Genomic DNA, 20,178 nt, shown 5'->3' with positions numbered 1-20,178 from the left:
CATGCCGCACCTGAATCCGCAGATCGACCCCGAGGGGCTGGACGAATTCTCGGTCGTCTTCACCGACCGCTCGCTGAACCACATGTCGGCGCGCTTTCAGGGCGTCATGCGCGGCCTCTCGTCCACCCTGCGCGAGGTTTATGGCGCGGCCGAGGTCGCGATTGTCCCTGGCGGCGGCACCTACGCGATGGAGGCCGTCGCGCGGCAGTTCGGCCGGGACGCCCATGCCCTGATCGTCCGCAACGGCTGGTTCAGCTATCGCTGGAGCCAGATCTTCGACGCCGGCGGCTTTGCGCGCGAGACGACGGTGGTGATGGCCCGCCCGCAGGGGAACGCGCCGCAGCCCGCCTACGCGCCCCCGCCGGTGGAGGACGTCGTCGCCCGCATCCGCGAGACGCGCCCCGATGCGGTTTTCGCCCCGCATGTGGAAACCTCGGCCGGGCTGATCCTGCCCGACGACTACATCGCGCAGCTGGCCGAGGCCGCGCATGAGGTCGGCGCGCTGATGGTGCTGGACTGCATCGCCTCGGGCGCGATCTGGGTGGACATGGCGGCGACGGGCGTGGACGTGCTGATCTCGGCCCCGCAGAAGGGCTGGTCGGCCTCGCCCGCCGCAGGTCTGGTGATGCTGTCGGCGCGGGCGGCCGAGCGGCTGGAGCGGACGGCCAGCGACAGCTTCGCGCTGGACCTGAAGAAATGGCGCGCCATCATGAAGGCCTACGAGGATGGCGGCCACGCCTATCACGCGACCATGCCGACGGACGCGCTGACGGGGCTGATGGCGGCGATGGAGGAGACGCGCGGCATGGGCTTTGACGCCGCGCGCGAGGCGCAATGGCAGCTGGGCCGGCTGGTGCGGGATGAACTGGCCGCGCGCGGCGTCCGCTCGGTCGCGGCCAAGGGCTTCGAGGCGCCGGGCGTCGTCGTCAGCTACACCGCCGATCCCGAGATCAAGTCGGGCCGCGCCTTTGCTGCCAAGGGGATGCAGATCGCGGCAGGCGTGCCGCTGGCGGTCGAGGAAGGGGCGGACTTCTCGACCTTCCGGCTCGGGCTCTTCGGACTGGACAAGCTGAAGGACGTGGAGGGCACGGTCGGCCGCCTGCGCCGGGTGCTGGACGAGGTGCTCTGAGCCTTGCCCGCGCCTGCGCCCACGGCTAGCACGGGCCGGCAGCAGCAGGAGGCGCCGATGACCCTCACCATCCGTCCGGAAGACCCGCGCGGCGCGGATCTGGACCTTCTCTTCCAGCGCCACGCCGCGGCCATGCAGGCAGAGACCCCGCCCGAGTCGATCCACATGCTGCCGCGCGAGGCGCTGGCCGTCCCTAGCCTCACCTTCTTCGTCGCGCGCGAGGGCGGCGCGCCCGTGGCCATGGGCGCGCTGAAGCTGCTGGACGGGGACGAGGCCGAGATCAAGTCGATGCATGTCCTGGCCGAGCATCGCGGCCGCGGCCTCTCGCGCCTGATGCTGGCCGCGCTTCTGGATCACGCCCGCGCCGCCGGCCTCCGCCGCCTGTCGCTGGAGACCGGCACGCAGCCGGGGTTCTCGGCGGCCCGCGGCCTCTACGCCTCGGCCGGCTTTTCCGACTGCCCGCCTTTCGGCAGCTACCGGCCCGATCCCAACTCGCATTTCATGACGCTGGAGCTTGGATGATGCGTGCCCTTCTCCTCTCGGCGCTGTTGGCCGGCCCGGCCGCGGCCGAGCCGCTCGCCGTGACCTTCCTCTGCGAGCGGGAGGTCCGCGTGCCGGTGGTCTTCACGGACGAACTGGCGGTGGCCTGGATCGAGGACGGGCTGCGCGTGATGCCGCAGGCCATCTCGGCCTCGGGCGCGCGCTACCGCGAGGCAGGGGCGGGCTACCAGCTCTGGACCAAGGGCGAGAGCGCGACGATCAGTCACGGCCCCGAGGACGCGGACGCGGTGCTGCTGTCCGAGTGCACGGCCGCGCGATAGGGCTTCCCGCCGGCCCCGCCCGGCGCTAAGAGGGCAGCACGTGCGGCCCCGTAGCTCAACTGGATAGAGCAGGCGACTTCTAATCGCCAGGTTGAGGGTTCAAGTCCTTCCGGGGTCGCCAGTAGCAGAAATGTTTGTTTATATTCAGCGGGCTGCGTCGCGGTTTCCAGCATGGGCCGGAGCGGTTTCCAAATTCGCTTCATCTTTGTGCTCGGATTGCCGCCGCTACCGTTTTGGAACATAGTAGCGGCCTCACGATTAGGAGTTTTTGTAGATTTCGCTCGTAGGATGGTGGACTGTAGATGAAGGATGTGCTCAGCAGCCGCTTGGGCCGCCCAAGGTCTAGACCTGGAAGAAGTTGACGGGGGAAAACATGACGCACAAGGAACCGCTGTCGCCGCTCGGCGCGCAGCTTGCTAGCCTGATAGAAACGGGCCTCGTGAGCTCCAATCCCTATCCGCTGAACGACTTCCCTTCGGCCATGTTGGTTATGCCGGTGTTTGATAGCACCAGCACGCGCAATCCCAACATGGCCCAGCAGGAGGTTTTTTATGCCGAATTGGCACGACATTCTCGGTGAACTGCACGAACATGCGACCACTCACAGCGTCGCCGCACAAAACACCCTTGATATAGTTCGGCGTAAGTATCTACGAGCTCTATCTGATCTGACTGGACGAAACGTCATCGCGTACTACTCTGGCTTTTTGACGAAGCCTGGCGTCCACGGCACCGACATCAATGATGACGACATGAACGCCTTTATGAGCTGCATTCACGGAATGGAGCGAGCAAGGGGTCTTGACCTAATTCTGCACACTCCCGGAGGCGGAATTGCTGCGACGGAAGCTCTGGTTCATTATTTGCGTCAGATGTTTGGACAAAATATTCGCGCCATTATTCCGCAGATCGCGATGTCTGCCGGAACAATGATGGCGCTTTCCTGTCGCGAGGTTGTGATGGGCAAGCAGTCCTCGCTTGGTCCAATCGATCCGCAGCTGGGAGGCATCCCTGCGGATATTGTTGTTAAAGAATTTCAGCGTGCGTACGCGGAAATTCAGCAGGACCCAGTGAAAGCACACGTGTGGGCGCCTATCCTAAACCGGTACACTCCATCGTTCCTGACGCAGTGCGAGAACGCTATTAGTTGGTCCAAACGCTTCGTGCAAGAAGCGTTGGAACGTAACATGCTTGCGGACCGTCCAGACAGGACCCAGTTGGCCGAAGCAATTGTTAACGAGCTGTCAGACGGGATGGCCAATCGGGCTCATGATAAGCATCTTAGCATCCAGCATGTGCGCGACTTAGGGATTGCGACGATACAGCTGGAAGACGATCCGCAGCTTCAGGACGCGGTTCTCACAGTGCATCACTGCTTTTCACATACGATGGCAAGTTCAACCGCTATCAAGATAGTTGAAACGCATGAAGGAAGAGCCAACATCAGGCATGTTGCTCAACAGATGCCACAACTACAGATGATGCAGCCTCAGCAAAACTAATATGCCTACTCGTGGGGCGATGAGCCGCCGGCTAGTAAGCTGGACAACACCGGTGCGCAAAGCCTGATCATTGCAGTTGCTTCAGGCTTTTGCTTGACCGGGAGAACTAAGTTGCTCCGGCTCGGCGCGAGTTAGCATCCTACGGCGGTCAGCGGCCTTCGAATATCGCTGTACTTCGGAGAGCGTTTCGTGCCCTGTCCAGGCGGCGATCTGGTGCCCGGTCGCACCGGCTTCAGCTAACGCCTGAGCTCGCGCCTTACGGAGCCCGTGCGCTGACTTCTCAGTGGCAATCCCTGCTTCCGTTGCCGCCTGCGAGAACCAGCTGCTGAAGGCCTTCTTCGACCTGGAGGTGCCGTGGGCTGTGACCAGCCATGTCATGTGCCGGGGCGCGGCGGCGATTGCGTCTTTCAGGTAGGCGAGATCAGCGGCCATGCTCGAGGCGAACGACGGAAGAGCTCGAAAGAACGGGATCGAAACTTCGCCGCCGGTCTTCTCCTGGCGGAACGTCAGCCAGCCGTCGCGCGTCACCATGCCCGGGCCGAGCCGCACCAGATCGGCCGCGCGTGCCGCGGTCCAGTAGGCCAGCTCCATCGCGAGTCGCTGAGGCGTGCCAATGGCCCAGTGCTCCCGGAACTTCTCGACATCCGACTTGGTCCACGGCGTGAAGCCGTCGGTCTTGCGGATGCTCCGCTTCTTGACCTCGGCCGAGGGGTCCTTGGAAATTGCCCTCGTCTCGCGCGACCAAGACAAAAGACCTCGCCACGTCTTCAGCCGGTTGTTCGCCGGGTGGGGCGCGAGCTTCCCGATGTCCGCTTCGATGTGGGCGGCCCGGAGATCTGCGAGCTTCGCGCTGCCCCACACATCGGCGATTCGGCTCAGATGCCGACGGCGCTGGTCTTTCGTGCTGCTCGCCAGCTGAATGAAAGCGGGGCTGCACTGATAGGCGGACACGGCTGCTGCGATGCTGCCAGGCGCGTGCTTTCGTCCCTTCTGTAGCGGATCCGCGCTGGCCATGGCAGCCGCATAGGCCATCAGAAAATCTGCGCTGTCTCTCGGGCTGTCGGGCAGCCGCACCATCTTGTGGCCGGGTATGGCCAGATAAGTGAAGGTCCGACCGTTTGGCTTGGCGACTGTCTTGAGGTGCTTCAGCCGCACTGCATTGCCCGCAGGATTTCGTCGCACGAGTTTACCTCCTCCGCCTCGCCCTCAGTGGGCAGGCTCGAGGCGAACTCGTCAAGCACCAGGCGGTCGTAGAGGCGCTTAGCGCCGAGCATCTTGCGCGGGATGGGCAGGCCGCGCAAAGTCGTCTCGCTGACGCCGAGATATGCTGCGGCCTCTGGCGTCGGCAGCAGGCGCGGCGCGAATGAGATGTCCTGGCGCGGCATCAGACCGCCTCCTTAAACTTTTCGGTCTCGTTGCCCCAGTTCGACCACCCTGCCCGCTTCTGCCGGCTGAAGACCTCGATGCGCCTGGCGTGCGGCATCAGCTTCTCGGCGGCGGCAAAGGCTTCCTCAGGCTTGCGGCTGTGCTCGCGGATCTGACCCACGATCACCGACCTGACGCCCTTCGTGGTCTTCGGCGCGCCTCGGGTCGCGATCAGGAAGGGCTCGCCAGCGCCGCGCAGCAAGTAGCCGGTGCCCATGTTCAGCTTCCCATTCTTGGTCATCTTCACCCAGTGACCGCCGGTCTTGTACTCGAAGCCCCACGCCTGGATCACGCTCAGTGCCTGCGGCAGCATCGTGTTCAGGCCCCAGAGCCAAAGCAAGCTGTCCTTAGCAGCCAAGGCGGAGACGGGCAGTTCGCGGATCTCATCGATCGACATGCAAGCGTACTTCGATTGCGGTGACTTCCCCTCGCCCTTCTCGGTGCGCATCTCATAGCTCCAGGGCGGGTCGGCCATGATCAGGTCGAAACCGCCGAAGGGTCGGAGCGCGTGGAACTGGCGAAGGGTTGAGGTCATGGCAGCAGCGCCCCGATCATCTGGACGCGCTGGAACGGCGAAGCGGATCCATAGCTCTCGGCGGTCATCGCTTTGCTTTTCGTGTCTCGCGCGCGGTGTGCTCAAGCCGAGCTACGGCCATGACGGTCGGCTTGAGCTCGGCCGGCGCCGCATCGTAAGCCAAGGGCGACCAGCGCCCGGCGAGGCGTGGCAGCATGCCTTTGGGGATTGGTGTCCAGTTCGTCGGGTCCGTGTTGGTCTTGTCTCCGTCCAGGCACTTCAACACATAGCCCTCCGGCACCGGTCCGTGGGCCTTCTCCCAGAGATAGCGGTGTTTCTGCACGGGACGCGTGTCGGCCCCGGTGTGAGGGTTTCGCTCAGCCACGATCAAGATGACGTAGCCGTCCTTGGCGTCGACGCGCTCGTGCCCGGGGCCGCGATAGTTCGCCGGTTGATGGCCGGCCTTGAACATCGTCGCGCGGGTCTTGGCCTTGACGTGTTCGGGCATACGCCTGCCCTTGTTTGGCGGCACTTGCCCCTTCACAAAGCATCCGGTGCGGCCAGTCTCCCACCCCTTCCTCAAACAAAGTGCCTTCAGCGCGTCGGGCGTGACATCCTTTCGCCTCCAGTAGGCGCAGAACATCGCGTGCAGCTCGGCACGAGGCATCTCCTTGCGCGCCTCAATCCAAGCGAGCTCTTCCGGCTCGTAGGTGATGGCGCGCCCCTTCATTCGCTCTTGCCGATCTGCGGCAGCATGGGCAGAACCGCTTGGCCATGATCGGCAAAGAGCTTGGCCGCCCGCAGCTGCAGGTCCGCGTTGCTGACGACCTGGTCGGCGACCGCGACGATCGCGCTGGCACGCTTTGCCTCGCTCTCGATCTCCTCGGCCGAGAGGCTTTCGTCGTTCAAGCGCTCGAGTGCCGCGAAGAGGTGATTGTTCAAATCCCCGAGCTTGTTCTTCATTGCTGCATTCCTTTCTTCGGCTCGACGTAGCGGCCTTCGACGCGCGCCAGATATTCGCGCAGCATGGCGATCATGTCGGCGCGCTCGCCGTTCGAGATGTAGTTGACGCGGCCGCCATCGATCTTGCCGAACTCGGCCGTGAGCAGAATGAACGCGAGCTGCCGCGGCCTGCCCGGCTTGCGCCGGCCGTTGAGTTTCTCGTCGATGACAAGGGCTAGCCGGTTCATGCGCTGCACGTACTGTGCCTGGATCGGATCACTCATGCGGCCACCTGGGCAAAATTCGCTTCGTTCCATTGCCGCCGCAGCAGGCGGCCACCCTCGTGCCGGTAAAAGGCCGGCTCCTGCACCTTCGGCGTCAGCACCTCGATGCAGGTCCAGCACTGGCCTTCAGGCAGTTCGATGATCCGGTGCATCCAGCCGGCGGTGATGATGAACGAGTCGTTTTGGTGCCGGGGAGCGGTTAACACCCGTCCGTCTGGCAGCAGGATCTCTTCCATATAGCTGCCCTTGAGGATCGTGCTGCGGAACTCCCACGGATGATCGTGGTAGTCGCCGAGATCTGGTGCGGTGAAGTGGTGCAGGACGCCGAGTCCGGGGACGTGGACCTTCAGCATGTGCGGGCCCATCCGCTCTTGCGTGATGTCGAGCATGGTCACGGGGTGATCTCCAAAGTCGATGACGCGCATCCGCTGCGGTCGGAATTGCAGGTGAGGAAGGGCGCGCTGGCCTGCGCAGGCGCGCGCTCGCATGCGGTAAGCGCCAAGGTGCAGACGAGCGCTGCCAGCGCCGTGTTGACCAGGTCGTCCAGGGGCGGCGCCTTAATCATGCCGGCACCCCGAGAAACGACCTGGCGTCCACCATGTCTTCGAAGCCGACGCTGCTCGCGAACTCCGGCTTGATCGGCATGTCCAGCGCCGACGGCCGCAGCGCGCGGACCCACTTCTGCCCGCGTAGGGCAGCGCTCAGGCTTCGGCTCGGCACGTCAAGCATCTGGGCCAGCTGCGCCATCGTCAGATTGCCGTCATGCGCCTGACTGATCTGCCAAGCGCGGAAGCGGAGGGCGGCCATGCGCGGGTTCATCGTGCCTCCTCGACGGCCGCAGGACAGTCCGCCCGGCTGACCTCTGCGCAGGCTGAGGGCATACGGCCCGCGCCGGCAAAGGCCGTAGTGGCCACTATCCAGAGCATCCAGACGATCACCGCGCCCAGAGCGTAGATGAGGAAGGCGGAGTAGAGACCGCGAGCAAAGCTGCCGGTGTCGTCATCATCGTCCAGGCGGCGCTGCCGCAGATCGGGATCCGCGCTCATGCCGCACCGCCTTCCGGATCGGCCGGGCTGGTGGTGTTGGCGGCGCGGTGCCGTTGGCGCGGGGTTGATCCGCGCTCGCTGACAAGGATGCTCCAGGCGGCGCGGCGGATGAAGGGCCCGGCGGCTGCTGCCAGCTCGGGGTGGGTCACGAGGAAGCGCGCTTTAGCCTGAAGGGCTTGGGAACGCTGCTGGTCGGCGTAGGGCATGGCCGTGGGCTCCATCGGGTTGCGATAGGAGCAAACATGCTTGTAGGGTATATGCGCGTCAAGGATATTTATTCCTGTTACGCATATTTCTACTTAGAGGCAGTCATGGGAGAGGCAACTCACCCGACCGTGGCGGGTTGCTGCCACTGTCGATGTTCGCTTATCGTTCTACTTGCAATTGAGGGGATGAGATGCCGCAAGAAAGTAGTGAATTTGCTCACATCGTGCGATCGCTCAGCGATGGCTCGCTGGATCAGCTTCTTGAGCGGCTACTTGTGCTTCGATCTGAACGAGGCGTGCCATCTCAAGCCATGCCTGCCGACGCGACTCAGGAAGATCACGGAAGACCGAGATCAACACCTCTTCGACTTCCGTCCGTTCGTCAGTAAAGAGCGCTGGTAGCTGCACCTGCAGGGCGTCTGCAATTTGTCGAAAAAGCGCCAACGGCGGCCCCTCATCTCCCTTTTCTATCCTGGAAATGTGCGGCTGTGTGACCCCGACCATGTCGGCCAAGTCGTTCTGCCTCAAGCCTCGTGCTTTCCGTAACCGCGCGATGTTGTTCATCGCGTCATTCTCATGCGGAACCCACGGCAAGTCGAATACGCCCGGCGTATTTTTATGCTTGACCGGCATATGCGTGTCGCGCATACACTTACCTCATGATGACACTTGGCGAATATCTGCGCGCAAGCGGTACCCGACAGGAGGATTTTGCCTCTCGTGTGGGTGTTACTCAGGCGACCATCTCGCGGCTCGTACGCGGCGTTGCGTCGCCGAGCATCGACATGGCTGCAGCCATTAAGGCGGCAACCGGAGGCGCCGTGGATTTCGAAGCCTGGGTCACCAGTTCCCGTGCTGCAAATTCCTCCAACCAAGAGACCTCTCATGCACAATCCTCGTCCGACACTGCGTCCGACGCAGCCTAGCCGACTGCGTTCTGAAAAGTCCCATGTCAGCCCCTTCGAGGGGCGCGGCCGCAGTCGAGAGGCTGCGCGCCGTGTCCATCACCGGATCAACCCGGACCGCGAGGCGTTCCTGCGCCGCTGGTCGCTGCTAATGATCAGCAGCTTCTCCAGTCGCGAGATCTGCGCGGTCCATTTCGACGTCACGTTCCAGACCGCCTGCAACTGGTTCGACGGGAACTGCTCCCCGTACGGGCATCACGTCGACCATGCGGTGCGGACCCTGCCGCGCTACGTCGAGATCATGACCGGAAAATGATGGGCGTCGGGCTTTCAGGTTGCCCGGGGCGGGGAGTCCGGTCGGGTCGCAGCACCTGGCCGCTGGCGCTGGCAACGGCGTTCGGTGCACCCCGCTACGATCTCGGCCGCCTCGGGTGTCGGAACACCGAGATCGTGGAACCTGCGGCTGGCCCGGCCGAGAGCTGCCGCAAGGCGGTGGGGCAAACTTCAACCGTTTCGGTGCCTGACTGCTTCGCGCCGACCACTGGCGCGGCGGCCTGACCGCCGCGTCCTTTTCTTCCCCATCCGCGCGGCCCCTCTGCGCGGCTACCGGGGCGCCGGCATCCCTCCTCCCGATCGGCGCCCCGGGTCCAACCTGATGAGGCGAGCATGCAGACCCCGCACCGCAGAATTGCAGCCATGCGCTTCACGCTCGCCGTGGCCATGCAGGCAAAGCTCGGCACGCCGGAACCCGGTGCGCTGCGTCTCACGGTGATCGCGGTAGATCGAGAATTTCCGCCTGACGATCCACTGCGAGTCGCCTTGCATGAGTTTGCCGATCGCATGTCTTGCACGCCCCTCGACCAGTTCGAGATGCAGGCGGCTGGTGAAAAGCTTTTTGATGCCGTGCGCCGCGCAACCTGGCCGGTCTGCAGCCGCGCCGACCTGGAGGCGTGAGCCATGTCGTTGAAGCTCACCCACTGGGACCGCGCACTGATCCATGGCCTCGGAGTCCTCTCCCGTCCGCCGCTGATCATCAACTCGCAAGATCACCGCATGCTGGAGGAAATCGTCAGCACCTGCGCCGAGCGCGCGAGCCCCCTGCCCTGCCTCGAGCCGCTGATCGCATGCGCCGCAAGCGTCCACCCGGACGCGCGGCTGCATCGCGGTGCAGCGCATCAGCTGGCAGACGCCATGAACGAGTTCGACCGGTGGGCGCTCGGCGCCTACTGGGACGCAGCCCGGGGCGTGAAGTGACTCTGCGCAGCGGACACCATGCGGCGGCTTGCCGGCGTCTTTGGGCGTCCGTGCTCCTCTCCGCGATCAGCGACTTCAACGCCGAGCATGATCGCAAGGCAAGATCTCCGCAGGGCGGCGGCCGAGTCCTCGAGGCAGCCCGCCGCTACCTGGACAGCAAGGACGGCCAGACCATCGCCGCGCGCGCCGGGATCGAACTGAACGTTGCCTCGGCCTTGCGACTGATCGCGCTCCCGCGGCGCGAGTTTTCGAAGCTCCTGCTGGCCCGGCAACCGGCGGAGGAGGCGAGCGATGACGCGTGACGATGGTCGCCTGCAGCTGGCCCACCAGGTGCCGATGAATGAGCTCGTCGATCGGCTCGCCATTCCTTCGCTGCGGCGCGCTGGCGCAGAACTGGTCGGGCCCTGCCCGAGCTGCGGCGGCACGGACCGCTTTGGCGTGAACCTGCAGAAGGCCGTCTTCCTTTGCCGCCGCTGCGAAGCCAAGGGTGATCAGGTCGCGCTGGTGCGCCTGGTGCTTGGCCTCGACTTCCCGGCTGCCCTGGACTGGCTTGTCGGCGCGCCGCAGGAGCTGACTCGAGAGCAGCGGGCCGAGCAGGCGCGGCGGGCGGCGGCGCACAAGCGCGAGCGAGAGGCCGAGGCCGAGCGCCGTCGGTGCCTTGCCATCCGCCAGGCGCGCGAGATCTGGAATTATGCGCTGCCTGCCGATGGGACGCTGGTCGTGGATTACTTGGCGCGGCGCGGCCTCACCGTACGCGCAAACGCCCGGCTGCCCCGCTGCTTCCGGTACGAACCGGCCGCGCGCCTGGTCGTGGCAGACGACAGCCGGCGCGGCGAATATGTGACGGTGCATGAGGGCCCTGCCATGCTGGCGGCCATCCAGGGCCCCGACCACAGCATCACAGGCGTGCACCGGACTTGGATCGACCTGGACCAGCCTAAGGGCAAGGTCGTTGCACGGCACCCGAAGAAGCCGGACGAGCTGCTGCCGTCGAAGAAGGTCTATGGCAGCAAGAAGGGTGGCGCCATCCGCATCCATACGCCGATCGAGATGGAGCACCTTATTATGGCCGAGGGCATCGAGACCACGATGTCCGCGATGATCGGGGGGCCGCGCGGCCGAACCGGTTACTGGGCAGGCGTCGACCTCGGCAACATGGCCGGCGCCCGCAAGCTTGGCCCCGGCCTGAAGTACGCCGGTATTCCCGACCTGACGGACCAGGAGGCCTTCGTGCCCCCGGCGAGCGTGAAGCACCTCGTCTACGTCCAGGATGGCGACAGCGAGCCCAAGCTGACCAAGGCGAAGCTTCAGGCTGGCCTGCGTCGTGCGATGGCGCTGCGCCGCGGCCTCACCGCCAAGATCGTCCACCCGGGCGATGGCATCGACATGAACGACCTGCTGATGGGCGCAGAACCCGTCTGCAAGGGGGACTGATGAGCAACGACGGTATCGAGAAGGTGCGCGCGGCCATGGCCGCAGGTGAGACAGTGGATCTGCCCGAGGATATGGACCTGCCGGACGAGGGCGACCAGCAGCCGGACCCACAGGATCCCGGCGCCAGCTACAACTCGGACACCCCCGCGCCCCCTGATGCCGATGGCCCGAATCCTCCTCGCGACTGCGCCCATTTCCCCCTGAACGACTTTGGCAACGGGCAGCGCTTCTACTGCCACTTCGGCGAGGACGTCCTGTGGGTGCCTCGGGTCGGCTGGTTCGTCTGGTCCGGCACCCGCTGGCAGAAGGACGCGGACGAGATCGAGGCGCGCCGCCGGGCGCAGAAGCTCAGCTCCCTGATCGAGCAGGAAGTGCCCTACCTCGTCCTCGAGGAATGGCAGATGGAGAAGCTCGGCCAGCTGCGCGCGGTCCGGATTCGCGCCCGTGAGCTCGACGACGTCATCTCGCGAGGCGGCGAGGAGGCCGAGGCGGCGCGTACCGAGCGCGACACGCTTTCGGCGCGCCTGGCGGACTTGGCGAACCTCGAGAAGGTGCTTACCAGCAAGCGGAAGGATCATAGAGGCTTTGCGAGGACCTCGGGCAACACGGCCCGTATCCAGGCTGCGATGACCGAGGCGCAAACGAGCCTGGCGCGGCCGCTGGACTTGCTCGACGCACAGCCGCTCGATGTCAACTGCGCCTCCGGGGTGCTGCGCTTTTCCGTCGATCCAACCGGCGACATGGGCTTCGGCCCGGCCGGCACGGTGCAGCTGCTCGAGCACGCCCGCGACCTCTACGCCACCAAGATCATGCCGGTCGAATTCGATCCCCGCGCCACCTGCCCGATCTTCGACGCCTACCTGCAACGGGTCCAGCCGCAGCCCGAGATGCGAGGCTTCCTTCAGCGCTGGCTCGGCCTGAGCATGACGGCGCTGACTGGCGAGCAGAAGCTGTGTTTCTTCTACGGCGGCGGCGCGAACGGAAAGTCAGTCCTCGTCGACCTGATCGCCCGGATGATGGGAGACTATGCCAGCACCGCCAAGATCGAGTCTCTGACCGGCCGCAACAGGCGTGGCGGCGGAGACGCCACGCCCGACCTCGTTCCGCTGATGGGCGCCCGCTTCGTCCGGGCCTCGGAGCCTGAAGAGGGGGAGAAGCTGCAGGAAGGCATCATCAAGGAGCTGACCGGAGGTGAGCCAATGCTGATCCGTGCGCTCCACAGCGACTTCGTCGAGGTGAAGCCGATCTTCAAGCTGACGATCAGCGGCAACCACAAGCCCGAGATCCGCGGCCTCGATGACGGGATCTGGCGCCGTGTGCTCCTGGTGCCATTCGACGTCCAGATCCCGAAGCACGAGCGTGACCCGAACCTCGGCGACAAGCTCTGGGCCGAGCGGTCCGGCATCCTCAACTGGCTGGTCGAGGGGCTTCAGTCCTACCTCGTAAGCGGACTCCAGGAGCCGGCAGCCGTCCTCGATGCCACCCGCGAGTACCGCGAGGAGTCAGACCCGATCGGCATGTTCCTCGACACCGCCTGCGTCGTCAGCGGTGATCCGGCCGATAGCCTCTACACGAAGGACCTCGTGGCCGCGTTCAACTTCTGGCTCGACCGTCGCGGCGAAGGCCAGTGGGGCGACAAGACCATATCTCGGCGCCTGAAGGAGAAGAGCCGCAACTGGCGAAGTCCTAAGACAGGCAAGGGCTTCACCGACCGGAAATCGAGCGGGATCATGCGCTACGACGGGATCCGCTTTGCCGACACCTTCAGGAAGGACCTGCCAACCGATATCGATGGCCACGTCACCTGGACAGGGGCGCGGCGTGGGTAGCGGCCCGAACCTCTACCTGTGCGGCCATGGCCGGCCCTGCGACGTCTGCGAGGGCGCCGGCTACACCCGGTGCTGGCCGATCGGCATACCGGAGCGCTGCGAGCCGTGCGGCGGGCGCGGCCGCGTTCCAGTGCCCGTCGCCGAGATCGTCGCGAAGATGAGGGAGGATGCCGGCCGGTGGCACTGGCCGGCCTTCGATCAGGAATGCGCAGGCCCCCGCACCCCCCTCTCGCCTGTTGCGATCAGGGAGGTAATTCCTCCCTGCAGGGAGGATAGGGAGGACAGGGGCGCGGGGTGTGGATGTAGCAAAATCAGGGGGTTCGGGGGCGTTGAGGGAGTGTAGGGAGTGTAGGGAGGTAATTTGCGACCTACGCATATGCGCGCGCGCGCGGAGTAAGAGGGTCAGATGGAGATGTCTCTCATATGCGTTAGTCCGGAAATATCCTCCCTACACTCCCTGAACGCTTCAACCTCCTGTTCTCCCTGACTTATTCCCTTTCTCTATCCTCCCTTTTTCCTCCCTCACTTTTTTCAGAACCTCCCTGTCCTCCCTGAACCTAGAAGACAAGAAACAACGGGTAGTAGAACCATGGTTAAGAACCACAAAATGAAGGATCACGGGCGGGACCAGGGGATGACCTATCTGGATCGGATGGCGGCAATGGCCGAAAAGCAGCCCGAGAACCGGATCGCAGCGGAGGCGGCGCGGCTGCGGGCGGCCGCGGCAGCGTGCTCGATCCCCGATCGCTGCGGGCCGGACATCGCGCCTTCCCCGGCCCGCGGTGGCTTTGTCCTGGCACGGCAGGTCGAACTGCTGCCGGTCGGCTCGGACAAGGTGGAGGCCGTGCACCGCGGCTACGGCGGCAGGTCGGCTATCCGTGCAGCTGATGTCTTCGACGCCATGCTGGCAGCCGCTGCTCGCGCCAAGCGCCCTGCCCCGCTGACGCCGGGCCAGATTGCCATCGGGCGGCGCTACGGCCACCTGGTTGAGCTGCTGGCGGCTGATGGCACAAAGCTGTCAAGTCTTGAAGCCTCATTCGGAAGTGGCGCTGGTCGCGACTGGATGGATCTGCGGATGGAGTACACGGCCGAGCTGGAGAGGATGCGCCTCCGCCTCGGTGATGAGCCAGCAATGGTGCTGCGCCGTATCCGGCCGTCGCAGCGTGGCCGTGTCTTGGCGCCCGGCGAGCGGGCGCCCTACATCTTCACGCGCCGCGAGTTGATCGACGGCATCTGCCTGAAGGGCTACAGCATCAAGCAGGTTCTGGCGCTGTTCAGCTGGCAGGACAATGGTCGCAACGCCAAGGCTGCGCTGGAGGCGTTGAGCGGGGCGTTGGATGCCATGATCGGCTACCGGTCGCAAAAAACCTCTTGACCAGTTATGGCGCTCTGTGAGACCAGAATCACTATTATCCAGACGTGCGCCCGCAGGGATCATCCCCCGCGGGCGCTCGTCTTTAGGAGTGGTGCAGCCAGACGTTTGAGCCCGGAACATTCTTCGCTGGCGCGGGGGCCTGCAGACGGTTCATCAAGTCGCGATACTGGCTGTTGTGCCCATAGGCGCTGATTGCGGTCATGATAAGCTGCCAGTCTGCAGTGGTCAGGGGAAGTCGGGAAACTGGAACTTGTTGAGCAGGGAACACGGAACACCTTCTGGTTACTCTTTACCCGTCTTACCTACTCTCAGGTTGTCACATCCGGAAGTTGCCCTTTTGCACAGGGTATTCGCGTTACTCCGCAACTTCCTCGCTCATTTTGATAGGCTGCTGACGGGAGGGCGCTGCTCGTGCGCAGGATGAAGCAGCTCACGCCGCGCGGGCGCCAGATGAAGCCGCGTGGCGCTGACACGCCCGCACCCGTCCGAGCGAGGGACCGCGTCGATACCTGGCGCCGCTGGTACAAGACACCGCAATGGAAGGCGCTGCGGTGGGAGGTCCTGGTGCAGGAGCACTTCACCTGCCGACGGTGCGCGCATGTTGGCGAGAGCCGGGAAATGGTTGCGGACCATGTGCAGCCGCACCGCGGAGACTATGAGTTGTTCTTTGATCGGCAGAACCTGCAGTGCCTATGCGCGGGCTGCCACAACAGCGACAAGCAGAGGGAAGAGCGGCGCGTCATTCCGGCGTAGGTTTACGGCAGATGCTGCGGGGCCATGTGGATCTCCAGATCACTCAACTTCAGCCCCTTCGCCATGGGGTGCGAGTGCAGCAATGCTGCGGCAACTGCGAGCTTCATTGGCTCAAGGCCGGCATCCATGGCGTCAACAATGGATGCTGAGACAATCTCAGCGCCATCGGACTTCCTAATAACGAGATAATCAAAGACCTGCACTAGAACCTCCTCTCGTGCTGATTGATGATCGCTGATTATGAGCACCGAATGATCAGCGGGGCTACTGCCACCTTCGCCGGAGATGCGGGGTGCAGAGCGGATCTCTCGTGAGTACTGCAGCCGCCGGGCCGGCCCTTAAAATATCACTTGGTCTGCCCGATCTGATCAGAAACTGTGCAACCAAAAAAAGCCTGCATGAGAGGGGGGTGGGTCAAAAGTTCGGAGCACCTGAGCGCCACGACCCACGTCCCCCTCAGCCGGAGATTTTTTTCTGATGGACGCGAAATTCGACCTCTTCGGCAACCCGGTCCGGCCGGGCCGGGGCGAGCGCGGCCGCCCCCGGTTCGAGGCGACGCCGGAAATCGCGAACAAAATCAGGCTCGGTCTGGCACTCGGCTGGTCGAACGATCGCATCGCGAACGGCGTCGGGATCTCGGCGGCGACGCTGAAGCGCTATTTTAGAGCCGAGCTCAAGACGCGGGACCTGGCGCGCGACCAGCTGGACCTTCGCCGGTTCGAGCTGCTGATGGGAGAGGCGAACAAGGGCAACGTCGGCGCCATCAAGGAACTAGGCAAGATGCTGGAGCGCAATGACCAGATGGTCGCCGGGCGCAAGTTCCAGGATGCGCAGGACGCTCCGCCGGCCGAGAAGCCGGAGAAGCCGCTCGGCAAGAAGGAGGCAGCGCAGAAAGCGGCCGAGACCGCCGGCGGCGAAGGCAGCCTCTGGGGGTCGGACCTGACGCCGGGCTACCGGCGCCCGAACTGACATGAACGCGCCGATCCGCGACACGGCCTGGTCAACGGCAATGCCGGAGTGGGTCGACCGGCTCATGTCGCGGCAGAGCCTCGTGCCTGCGCTGCCCCTCTACGACGAGGTCGCAGAGAAGGCGCTGCGGATCTTCAAGCGGCTCCGGGTGCCGGACATCATCGGCACGCCGACCTACGGCGAGGTCTGCGGCGAGTGGGTCTTCGACTTCGTCAGGGCCATCTTCGGAAGCTACGACCCGGTCACCAAGAAGCGGATGCTCCGCGAGTTCTTCCTCCTGGTGCCGAAGAAGAACGGGAAGTCGTCGATTGCCGCGGCCATCATGGTCACGGCGATCATCTTGAACGAGCGCCCGCTCTGCGAGCTGCTGCTGATCGCGCCGACGATCAGCGTGGCCGCGATCAGTTTCGACCAGGCGGCGGGCATTATTGCGCTGGATGCTGATCTGAGTGCGATGTTCCACGTCCAGGGCCATTCGCGGACAATCACGCACCGGCTGACTGGAGCCACGCTGGTCATCAAGGCGGCTGATCCAAAGGTGGTGACTGGCACGAAGGCAGCCTACGTGCTGATCGACGAGCTGCACGAGTTCGCCGAGATGTCGCGCGCCGCGGCCGTCATGCGGGAGATCAAGGGCGGACTCGCGGCGCGGCCAGACGGGTTTCTGCTGACGATCACCACGCAATCGAAGAAGCCGCCTGCAGGCGTCTTCAAGGCTGAGCTGTCGAAGGCCCGGGCAGTGCGGGACGGAGACATCGCCCTGCCCCTCCTCGCGGTGCTCTACGAGCTCCCGTCCGAGATCGCGAAGGACGGAGGCTGGAAGGACCCGAAGACCTGGCCGCTGGTCAACCCGGCGCTCGGGGCCTCGGTCCAGCCGGAGTTCTTGGCGGACGAACTGATCGCGGCGGAGGCCGAGGGGCCCGAGGCGCTGATGCTGCTCGCCAGCCAGCACTTCAACGTGCAGATCGGCCTCTCCCTTCGCGCTGACCGCTGGCCCGGGGCGCCGCACTGGGAGGATTGCGGCGACGAGGAGCTCACGCTCGAGCGCCTGATTGACCGCAGCGAGGTCTGCGTGGTCGGCGTCGACGGCGGCGGCCTCGACGACCTGTTCGCGCTGGCGGTCATCGGCCGCGAGCGAGAGACGCGGAATTGGCTCCACTGGGCTCATGCCTGGGCCTTTCCGGAGGTGGCTCAGCAGCGCAAGGAGATCGCCTCGAGGCTGGCCGACTTCGAGAAGGCGGGGGAACTGACATTCTGCCACCAGGTGGGGGACGACGTCAGTGGCGCGCTCCGGGTCATCCAGCGCCTGGAAGCCGCGGGCCTCCTGCCACTCGAGAGCCCGGCGATCGGTCTCGACGCGGCCGGGATCGCCGAGCTGCTGGACGAGCTGGACGAGGCGGGCTTCGGCGAGGACCGTTGGATCAGCGTCGGCCAGGGCTGGAAGCTCCAGCAGGCTGTCCTGACGCTGCCCCGCCGGATGAAAGACCGCCGCTTCATCCACGGCGCTTCAAGCCTCATGGCCTGGAACGTCGGCAACGCCAAAACCGAGCTCAAGGGGAGCAACTACATCGTGACGAAGCAAACCGCCGGAAGCGCGAAGATCGACGCCCTGATGGCGACCTTCAACGCCGCGATGCTCATGTTTGGTAATCCCGAAGCTGCCGGGCCGTCGATCTACGAGACGCGCGGGATCAGGCTGGTCTGATGGGCATCCTGGGATGGCTCGGATCGCTCGGCCGCAGTGAAGCGCCAAGCGCAGGCCCGGCGCCGGCCCTGGCGGCCCGTGCGTCGTTCGAGGGTGCCCAGTTCGCAAGCCTGAACGATCCTGCGCTGCTCCAGCACCTGCGCGACGGCGGCCTGACTCAGAGCGGCGCCACCGTGACGCCGGAGCTGGCGCTGAAGAACACGGCCGTCTTCCGCTGCGTCTCGCTGATCTCCTACTCGATCGCGATGCTGCCGCTTCATCTGCACCGGAACGGCGCTGAGAAGGAGAAGGCGACCGACCACCCGCTTTTCCGGGTGCTGCACCGCAAGCCGAACGACTGGCAGACAGCCTTCGAGTTCCGGCAGCTGATGCAAAGCTGGGCGCTGATCGAGGGCGACGCCTTCGCCGCCAAGGTCCGCCGCGGCGACCAGGTGATCGGCCTCCTGCCGATGGACCCGAGGCGGATGAGTGTCGAGCAGCGCGACGACCTCTCGGTCTGGTACAAGTTTACGCCGCCCTCGGGCGGCCACCGCTGGCTTCCAGCGCGCGACGTTTTCCACCTTCGCGGCTTCACCCTCGACGGCATCCGCGGCCGCTCCCTGCTCAAGCAGGCCGCCGAGGCGATCGGGCTGGCGCTGCAGGCAGAGAAAGCGGCGGCCCGGCTCTTCCGCAACGGCATGATCGTCGGCGGGGCGCTCGTGATGCCGCAGAACCGCAAGCTGTCGCAGGAGGCCTATGACCGGCTCCTCGCGAGCATGGAGGAGCGGGAGGGATCGGAGAACGCGCATCGCTGGATGATCGCCGAAGAGGGCATGGAGCCGAAGCCGTTCAGCCAGTCGGCGCAGGGCAGCCAGCATCTCGAAATGCGCAGCCACCAAGTGGAGGAGATCGCGCGGATCTTCGGCACGCCGCGCCCGCTGCTGATGGTCGACGACACGTCCTGGGGCTCGGGCATCGACGTCCTCGGGCAGATGTTCGTGCGCTACGGCCTCAACCCGTGGTTCGAGGCCTGGGAGCAGGCGATCTGGCGGTGCCTCCTCAGCGAGCGCGAGCAGGACCAGTACTACGCCAAGTTCAACGCCGCAGCCCTGCTCCGCGGCAGCATGAAGGACCAGGCCGATTTCTTCGCCCGCGGGCTCAGCGTCAACAACCAGCAGTCGTTCCTGCACCAGGAAGAGGTTCGAGACTGGCTGGACTTGCCGCCTCGCGACGACTTGCCGGGCCCGATCACCAGAAAGGAAGAGCGCAATGACCCTCCGCGCAGCACCTGAAATCAAGGCCGCGCGTCCGCCGCAGGTTCAGGCCTTGGAGCCGTCGCCGCAGATGCTGGACAAGTGGCAGTCGAACATCCGGGCGGCCGACAGTGACCGGGCCAACGTCATCAGCATCCTCGACATGATCGGAGAGGACTACTGGTCCGGCGAGGGCGTCACGGCAAAACGGATCTCGGCCGCGCTGCGCTCGATCAAGTCGGATGAGGTGATCGTCGACATCAACAGCCCCGGAGGCGACTTCTTCGAGGGCGTCGCGATCTACAACCTACTGAGACAGGACGAGCGCCGGATCACGGTGCGTGTGCTCGGCCTCGCTGCCTCGGCCGCGTCAGTAATCGCCATGGCCGGTGACGAGGTGCAGATCGGCCGCGCCGGCTTCCTCATGGTCCACAATGCGTGGGTCGTCGCGGTCGGCAACCGCCACGACATGCGCGAGGCGGCGGCGACGATGGAGCCTTTCGATGCAGCGATGGCCGCAGTCTATGCGGACAAGGCCGGCGTCGACCGCGAGAAGGCAGCGGAGTGGATGGACGGCGAGACCTGGTTCAACGGCGAAGACGCCGTGGCCGCTGGTCTCGCGGACAGTCTCCTGACGGCCGACATCGAGGAGCGCGAAGGAGCTGGTACAAACGCCCTCCGCCGCGTCGACACAATCCTTGCGAAGTCCAATGTTTCTCGGTCCGAACGCCGCGCGCTTCTGGCCGAGATCACGGGTGGCATGCCTGGCGCTGCCGCCCGCGTCACGCCGGGCGCTGACGCCGAACTGGCTGCCCTCGCGCAGTCGATGATCAACACGCTCAGAAAGTGAGGA

31 protein-coding genes and 1 tRNA gene are annotated in these 20,178 nt (G+C 64.9%); 19 read left to right on the top strand and 13 right to left on the bottom strand.

Annotation, left to right across the window (positions count from 1 at the left end; translation table 11 throughout):
* The first annotated feature begins 1 nt into the window (after position 1).
* The 6 genes from BLP73_RS00705 (at position 2) to BLP73_RS00685 (ending at position 3,452) form a co-directional block, all read left to right on the top strand.
* Complete coding sequence (locus BLP73_RS00705; protein WP_090739607.1) at positions 2-1,129, top strand: aminotransferase class V-fold PLP-dependent enzyme; 1,128 nt, start codon at positions 2-4, stop codon at positions 1,127-1,129.
* Between the two features lie 57 nt (positions 1,130-1,186).
* On the top strand, positions 1,187-1,651 hold the full coding sequence (locus BLP73_RS00700) for a GNAT family N-acetyltransferase (protein ID WP_090739606.1): 465 nt from the start codon (positions 1,187-1,189) through the stop codon (positions 1,649-1,651).
* Entirely contained in the window at positions 1,651-1,950 is a 300-nt protein-coding gene (locus BLP73_RS00695) for an MliC family protein (RefSeq protein WP_175453189.1), read from the top strand. Before BLP73_RS00700 ends, BLP73_RS00695 begins: the two co-directional genes overlap by 1 nt.
* A 44-nt stretch (positions 1,951-1,994) precedes the next feature.
* A tRNA-Arg gene (locus tag BLP73_RS00690) sits at positions 1,995-2,071 on the top strand.
* A 252-nt stretch (positions 2,072-2,323) separates the two neighbouring features.
* Positions 2,324-2,530, top strand: coding sequence for a hypothetical protein (locus tag BLP73_RS18905; protein ID WP_139165867.1), 207 nt, complete (start codon positions 2,324-2,326; stop codon positions 2,528-2,530).
* A complete protein-coding gene (locus tag BLP73_RS00685) occupies positions 2,502-3,452 on the top strand; it encodes an SDH family Clp fold serine proteinase (RefSeq protein ID WP_090739604.1) in 951 nt (316 codons plus the stop codon). Before BLP73_RS18905 ends, BLP73_RS00685 begins: the two co-directional genes overlap by 29 nt.
* A gap of 81 nt (positions 3,453-3,533) precedes the next feature.
* Here the strand turns inward: BLP73_RS00685 and BLP73_RS00680 are convergent, their stop codons facing one another.
* The 12 genes from BLP73_RS00680 to BLP73_RS00630 all read right to left on the bottom strand — a co-directional run bounded on the left by BLP73_RS00680 (position 3,534) and on the right by BLP73_RS00630 (position 8,517).
* Positions 3,534-4,634 carry a tyrosine-type recombinase/integrase gene (locus tag BLP73_RS00680; RefSeq protein WP_217630620.1) on the bottom strand — a complete coding sequence of 367 codons (1,101 nt, stop codon included), beginning with the start codon at positions 4,632-4,634 and terminating at the stop codon, positions 3,534-3,536.
* On the bottom strand, positions 4,598-4,837 hold the full coding sequence (locus BLP73_RS00675) for a helix-turn-helix domain-containing protein (protein ID WP_175453188.1): 240 nt from the start codon (positions 4,835-4,837) through the stop codon (positions 4,598-4,600). Before BLP73_RS00675 ends, BLP73_RS00680 begins: the two co-directional genes overlap by 37 nt.
* Entirely contained in the window at positions 4,837-5,412 is a 576-nt protein-coding gene (locus tag BLP73_RS00670) for an MT-A70 family methyltransferase (RefSeq protein ID WP_090739602.1), read from the bottom strand. Before BLP73_RS00670 ends, BLP73_RS00675 begins: the two co-directional genes overlap by 1 nt.
* 64 nt (positions 5,413-5,476) lie before the next feature.
* Positions 5,477-6,121, bottom strand: a complete 645-nt coding sequence (locus tag BLP73_RS00665) for an HNH endonuclease (RefSeq protein WP_090739601.1) — start codon at positions 6,119-6,121, stop codon at positions 5,477-5,479.
* Complete coding sequence (locus tag BLP73_RS00660) at positions 6,118-6,354, bottom strand: hypothetical protein (protein ID WP_090739600.1); 237 nt, start codon at positions 6,352-6,354, stop codon at positions 6,118-6,120. The genes BLP73_RS00665 and BLP73_RS00660 overlap by 4 nt, the downstream gene beginning before the upstream one ends.
* The gene (locus BLP73_RS00655) at positions 6,351-6,617 is read right to left on the bottom strand and encodes a hypothetical protein (RefSeq protein ID WP_139165866.1); all 267 of its coding nucleotides are present in this window, start codon (positions 6,615-6,617) and stop codon (positions 6,351-6,353) included. The genes BLP73_RS00660 and BLP73_RS00655 overlap by 4 nt, the downstream gene beginning before the upstream one ends.
* Positions 6,614-7,006 carry a hypothetical protein gene (locus BLP73_RS00650; RefSeq protein ID WP_090739598.1) on the bottom strand — a complete coding sequence of 131 codons (393 nt, stop codon included), beginning with the start codon at positions 7,004-7,006 and terminating at the stop codon, positions 6,614-6,616. Before BLP73_RS00650 ends, BLP73_RS00655 begins: the two co-directional genes overlap by 4 nt.
* 2 nt (positions 7,007-7,008) lie before the next feature.
* Positions 7,009-7,182, bottom strand: a complete 174-nt coding sequence (locus tag BLP73_RS19280) for a hypothetical protein (RefSeq protein ID WP_175453187.1) — start codon at positions 7,180-7,182, stop codon at positions 7,009-7,011.
* A complete protein-coding gene (locus BLP73_RS00645; RefSeq protein ID WP_090739597.1) occupies positions 7,179-7,436 on the bottom strand; it encodes a hypothetical protein in 258 nt (85 codons plus the stop codon). Before BLP73_RS00645 ends, BLP73_RS19280 begins: the two co-directional genes overlap by 4 nt.
* Positions 7,433-7,663 carry a hypothetical protein gene (locus tag BLP73_RS00640; RefSeq protein ID WP_090739596.1) on the bottom strand — a complete coding sequence of 77 codons (231 nt, stop codon included), beginning with the start codon at positions 7,661-7,663 and terminating at the stop codon, positions 7,433-7,435. The genes BLP73_RS00645 and BLP73_RS00640 overlap by 4 nt, the downstream gene beginning before the upstream one ends.
* Complete coding sequence (locus BLP73_RS00635; RefSeq protein WP_139165865.1) at positions 7,660-7,869, bottom strand: hypothetical protein; 210 nt, start codon at positions 7,867-7,869, stop codon at positions 7,660-7,662. Before BLP73_RS00635 ends, BLP73_RS00640 begins: the two co-directional genes overlap by 4 nt.
* A gap of 234 nt (positions 7,870-8,103) precedes the next feature.
* Complete coding sequence (locus BLP73_RS00630; protein ID WP_217630619.1) at positions 8,104-8,517, bottom strand: helix-turn-helix domain-containing protein; 414 nt, start codon at positions 8,515-8,517, stop codon at positions 8,104-8,106.
* Between the two features lie 11 nt (positions 8,518-8,528).
* Here BLP73_RS00630 and BLP73_RS19980 point away from each other — a divergent pair, with 11 nt between their 5' ends.
* The 9 genes from BLP73_RS19980 to BLP73_RS00590 all read left to right on the top strand — a co-directional run bounded on the left by BLP73_RS19980 (position 8,529) and on the right by BLP73_RS00590 (position 15,419).
* Positions 8,529-8,795 carry a helix-turn-helix domain-containing protein gene (locus BLP73_RS19980; protein ID WP_090739594.1) on the top strand — a complete coding sequence of 89 codons (267 nt, stop codon included), beginning with the start codon at positions 8,529-8,531 and terminating at the stop codon, positions 8,793-8,795.
* On the top strand, positions 8,755-9,090 hold the full coding sequence (locus tag BLP73_RS19275) for a hypothetical protein (RefSeq protein WP_175453170.1): 336 nt from the start codon (positions 8,755-8,757) through the stop codon (positions 9,088-9,090). Before BLP73_RS19980 ends, BLP73_RS19275 begins: the two co-directional genes overlap by 41 nt.
* 350 nt (positions 9,091-9,440) lie before the next feature.
* On the top strand, positions 9,441-9,728 hold the full coding sequence (locus tag BLP73_RS00620; protein WP_090739593.1) for a hypothetical protein: 288 nt from the start codon (positions 9,441-9,443) through the stop codon (positions 9,726-9,728).
* Between the two features lie 3 nt (positions 9,729-9,731).
* A complete protein-coding gene (locus BLP73_RS00615) occupies positions 9,732-10,028 on the top strand; it encodes a hypothetical protein (protein WP_090739592.1) in 297 nt (98 codons plus the stop codon).
* A 50-nt stretch (positions 10,029-10,078) separates the two neighbouring features.
* The gene (locus BLP73_RS00610) at positions 10,079-10,330 is read left to right on the top strand and encodes a hypothetical protein (protein WP_090739591.1); all 252 of its coding nucleotides are present in this window, start codon (positions 10,079-10,081) and stop codon (positions 10,328-10,330) included.
* Entirely contained in the window at positions 10,320-11,462 is a 1,143-nt protein-coding gene (locus tag BLP73_RS00605) for a DUF7146 domain-containing protein (RefSeq protein WP_090739590.1), read from the top strand. Before BLP73_RS00610 ends, BLP73_RS00605 begins: the two co-directional genes overlap by 11 nt.
* On the top strand, positions 11,462-13,291 hold the full coding sequence (locus BLP73_RS00600; RefSeq protein WP_090739589.1) for a DNA primase family protein: 1,830 nt from the start codon (positions 11,462-11,464) through the stop codon (positions 13,289-13,291). Before BLP73_RS00605 ends, BLP73_RS00600 begins: the two co-directional genes overlap by 1 nt.
* A gap of 634 nt (positions 13,292-13,925) precedes the next feature.
* On the top strand, positions 13,926-14,666 hold the full coding sequence (locus BLP73_RS00595; RefSeq protein ID WP_139165864.1) for a hypothetical protein: 741 nt from the start codon (positions 13,926-13,928) through the stop codon (positions 14,664-14,666).
* A 420-nt stretch (positions 14,667-15,086) separates the two neighbouring features.
* Positions 15,087-15,419 (top strand): HNH endonuclease, encoded by a 333-nt coding sequence (locus BLP73_RS00590; RefSeq protein ID WP_090739587.1) that lies wholly within the window; start codon positions 15,087-15,089, stop codon positions 15,417-15,419.
* A gap of 2 nt (positions 15,420-15,421) precedes the next feature.
* On the opposite strand, the gene BLP73_RS00585 is transcribed toward BLP73_RS00590, so the two are convergent.
* Complete coding sequence (locus BLP73_RS00585) at positions 15,422-15,622, bottom strand: hypothetical protein (RefSeq protein WP_090739586.1); 201 nt, start codon at positions 15,620-15,622, stop codon at positions 15,422-15,424.
* Between the two features lie 274 nt (positions 15,623-15,896).
* On the opposite strand from BLP73_RS00585, the gene BLP73_RS00580 reads away from it, so the two are divergent.
* Genes BLP73_RS00580 through BLP73_RS00565 form a run of 4 tightly spaced genes read left to right on the top strand, consistent with a single transcriptional unit; the run spans position 15,897 to position 20,175 of the window.
* A complete protein-coding gene (locus BLP73_RS00580) occupies positions 15,897-16,388 on the top strand; it encodes a helix-turn-helix domain containing protein (protein WP_090739585.1) in 492 nt (163 codons plus the stop codon).
* A 1-nt stretch (position 16,389) separates the two neighbouring features.
* Positions 16,390-18,093, top strand: a complete 1,704-nt coding sequence (locus BLP73_RS00575) for a terminase large subunit (RefSeq protein WP_090739584.1) — start codon at positions 16,390-16,392, stop codon at positions 18,091-18,093.
* On the top strand, positions 18,093-19,364 hold the full coding sequence (locus tag BLP73_RS00570) for a phage portal protein (RefSeq protein WP_090739583.1): 1,272 nt from the start codon (positions 18,093-18,095) through the stop codon (positions 19,362-19,364). The genes BLP73_RS00575 and BLP73_RS00570 overlap by 1 nt, the downstream gene beginning before the upstream one ends.
* The gene (locus tag BLP73_RS00565; protein ID WP_090739582.1) at positions 19,342-20,175 is read left to right on the top strand and encodes a head maturation protease, ClpP-related; all 834 of its coding nucleotides are present in this window, start codon (positions 19,342-19,344) and stop codon (positions 20,173-20,175) included. Before BLP73_RS00570 ends, BLP73_RS00565 begins: the two co-directional genes overlap by 23 nt.
* The last annotated feature ends 3 nt before the right edge of the window (positions 20,176-20,178 follow it).

Origin of the sequence: Paracoccus tibetensis (assembly GCF_900102505.1) — a bacterium.
GTDB classification, from domain to species: Bacteria; Pseudomonadota; Alphaproteobacteria; order Rhodobacterales; family Rhodobacteraceae; genus Paracoccus; species Paracoccus tibetensis.
This window is presented reverse-complemented; position numbering and strand designations above follow the sequence as displayed.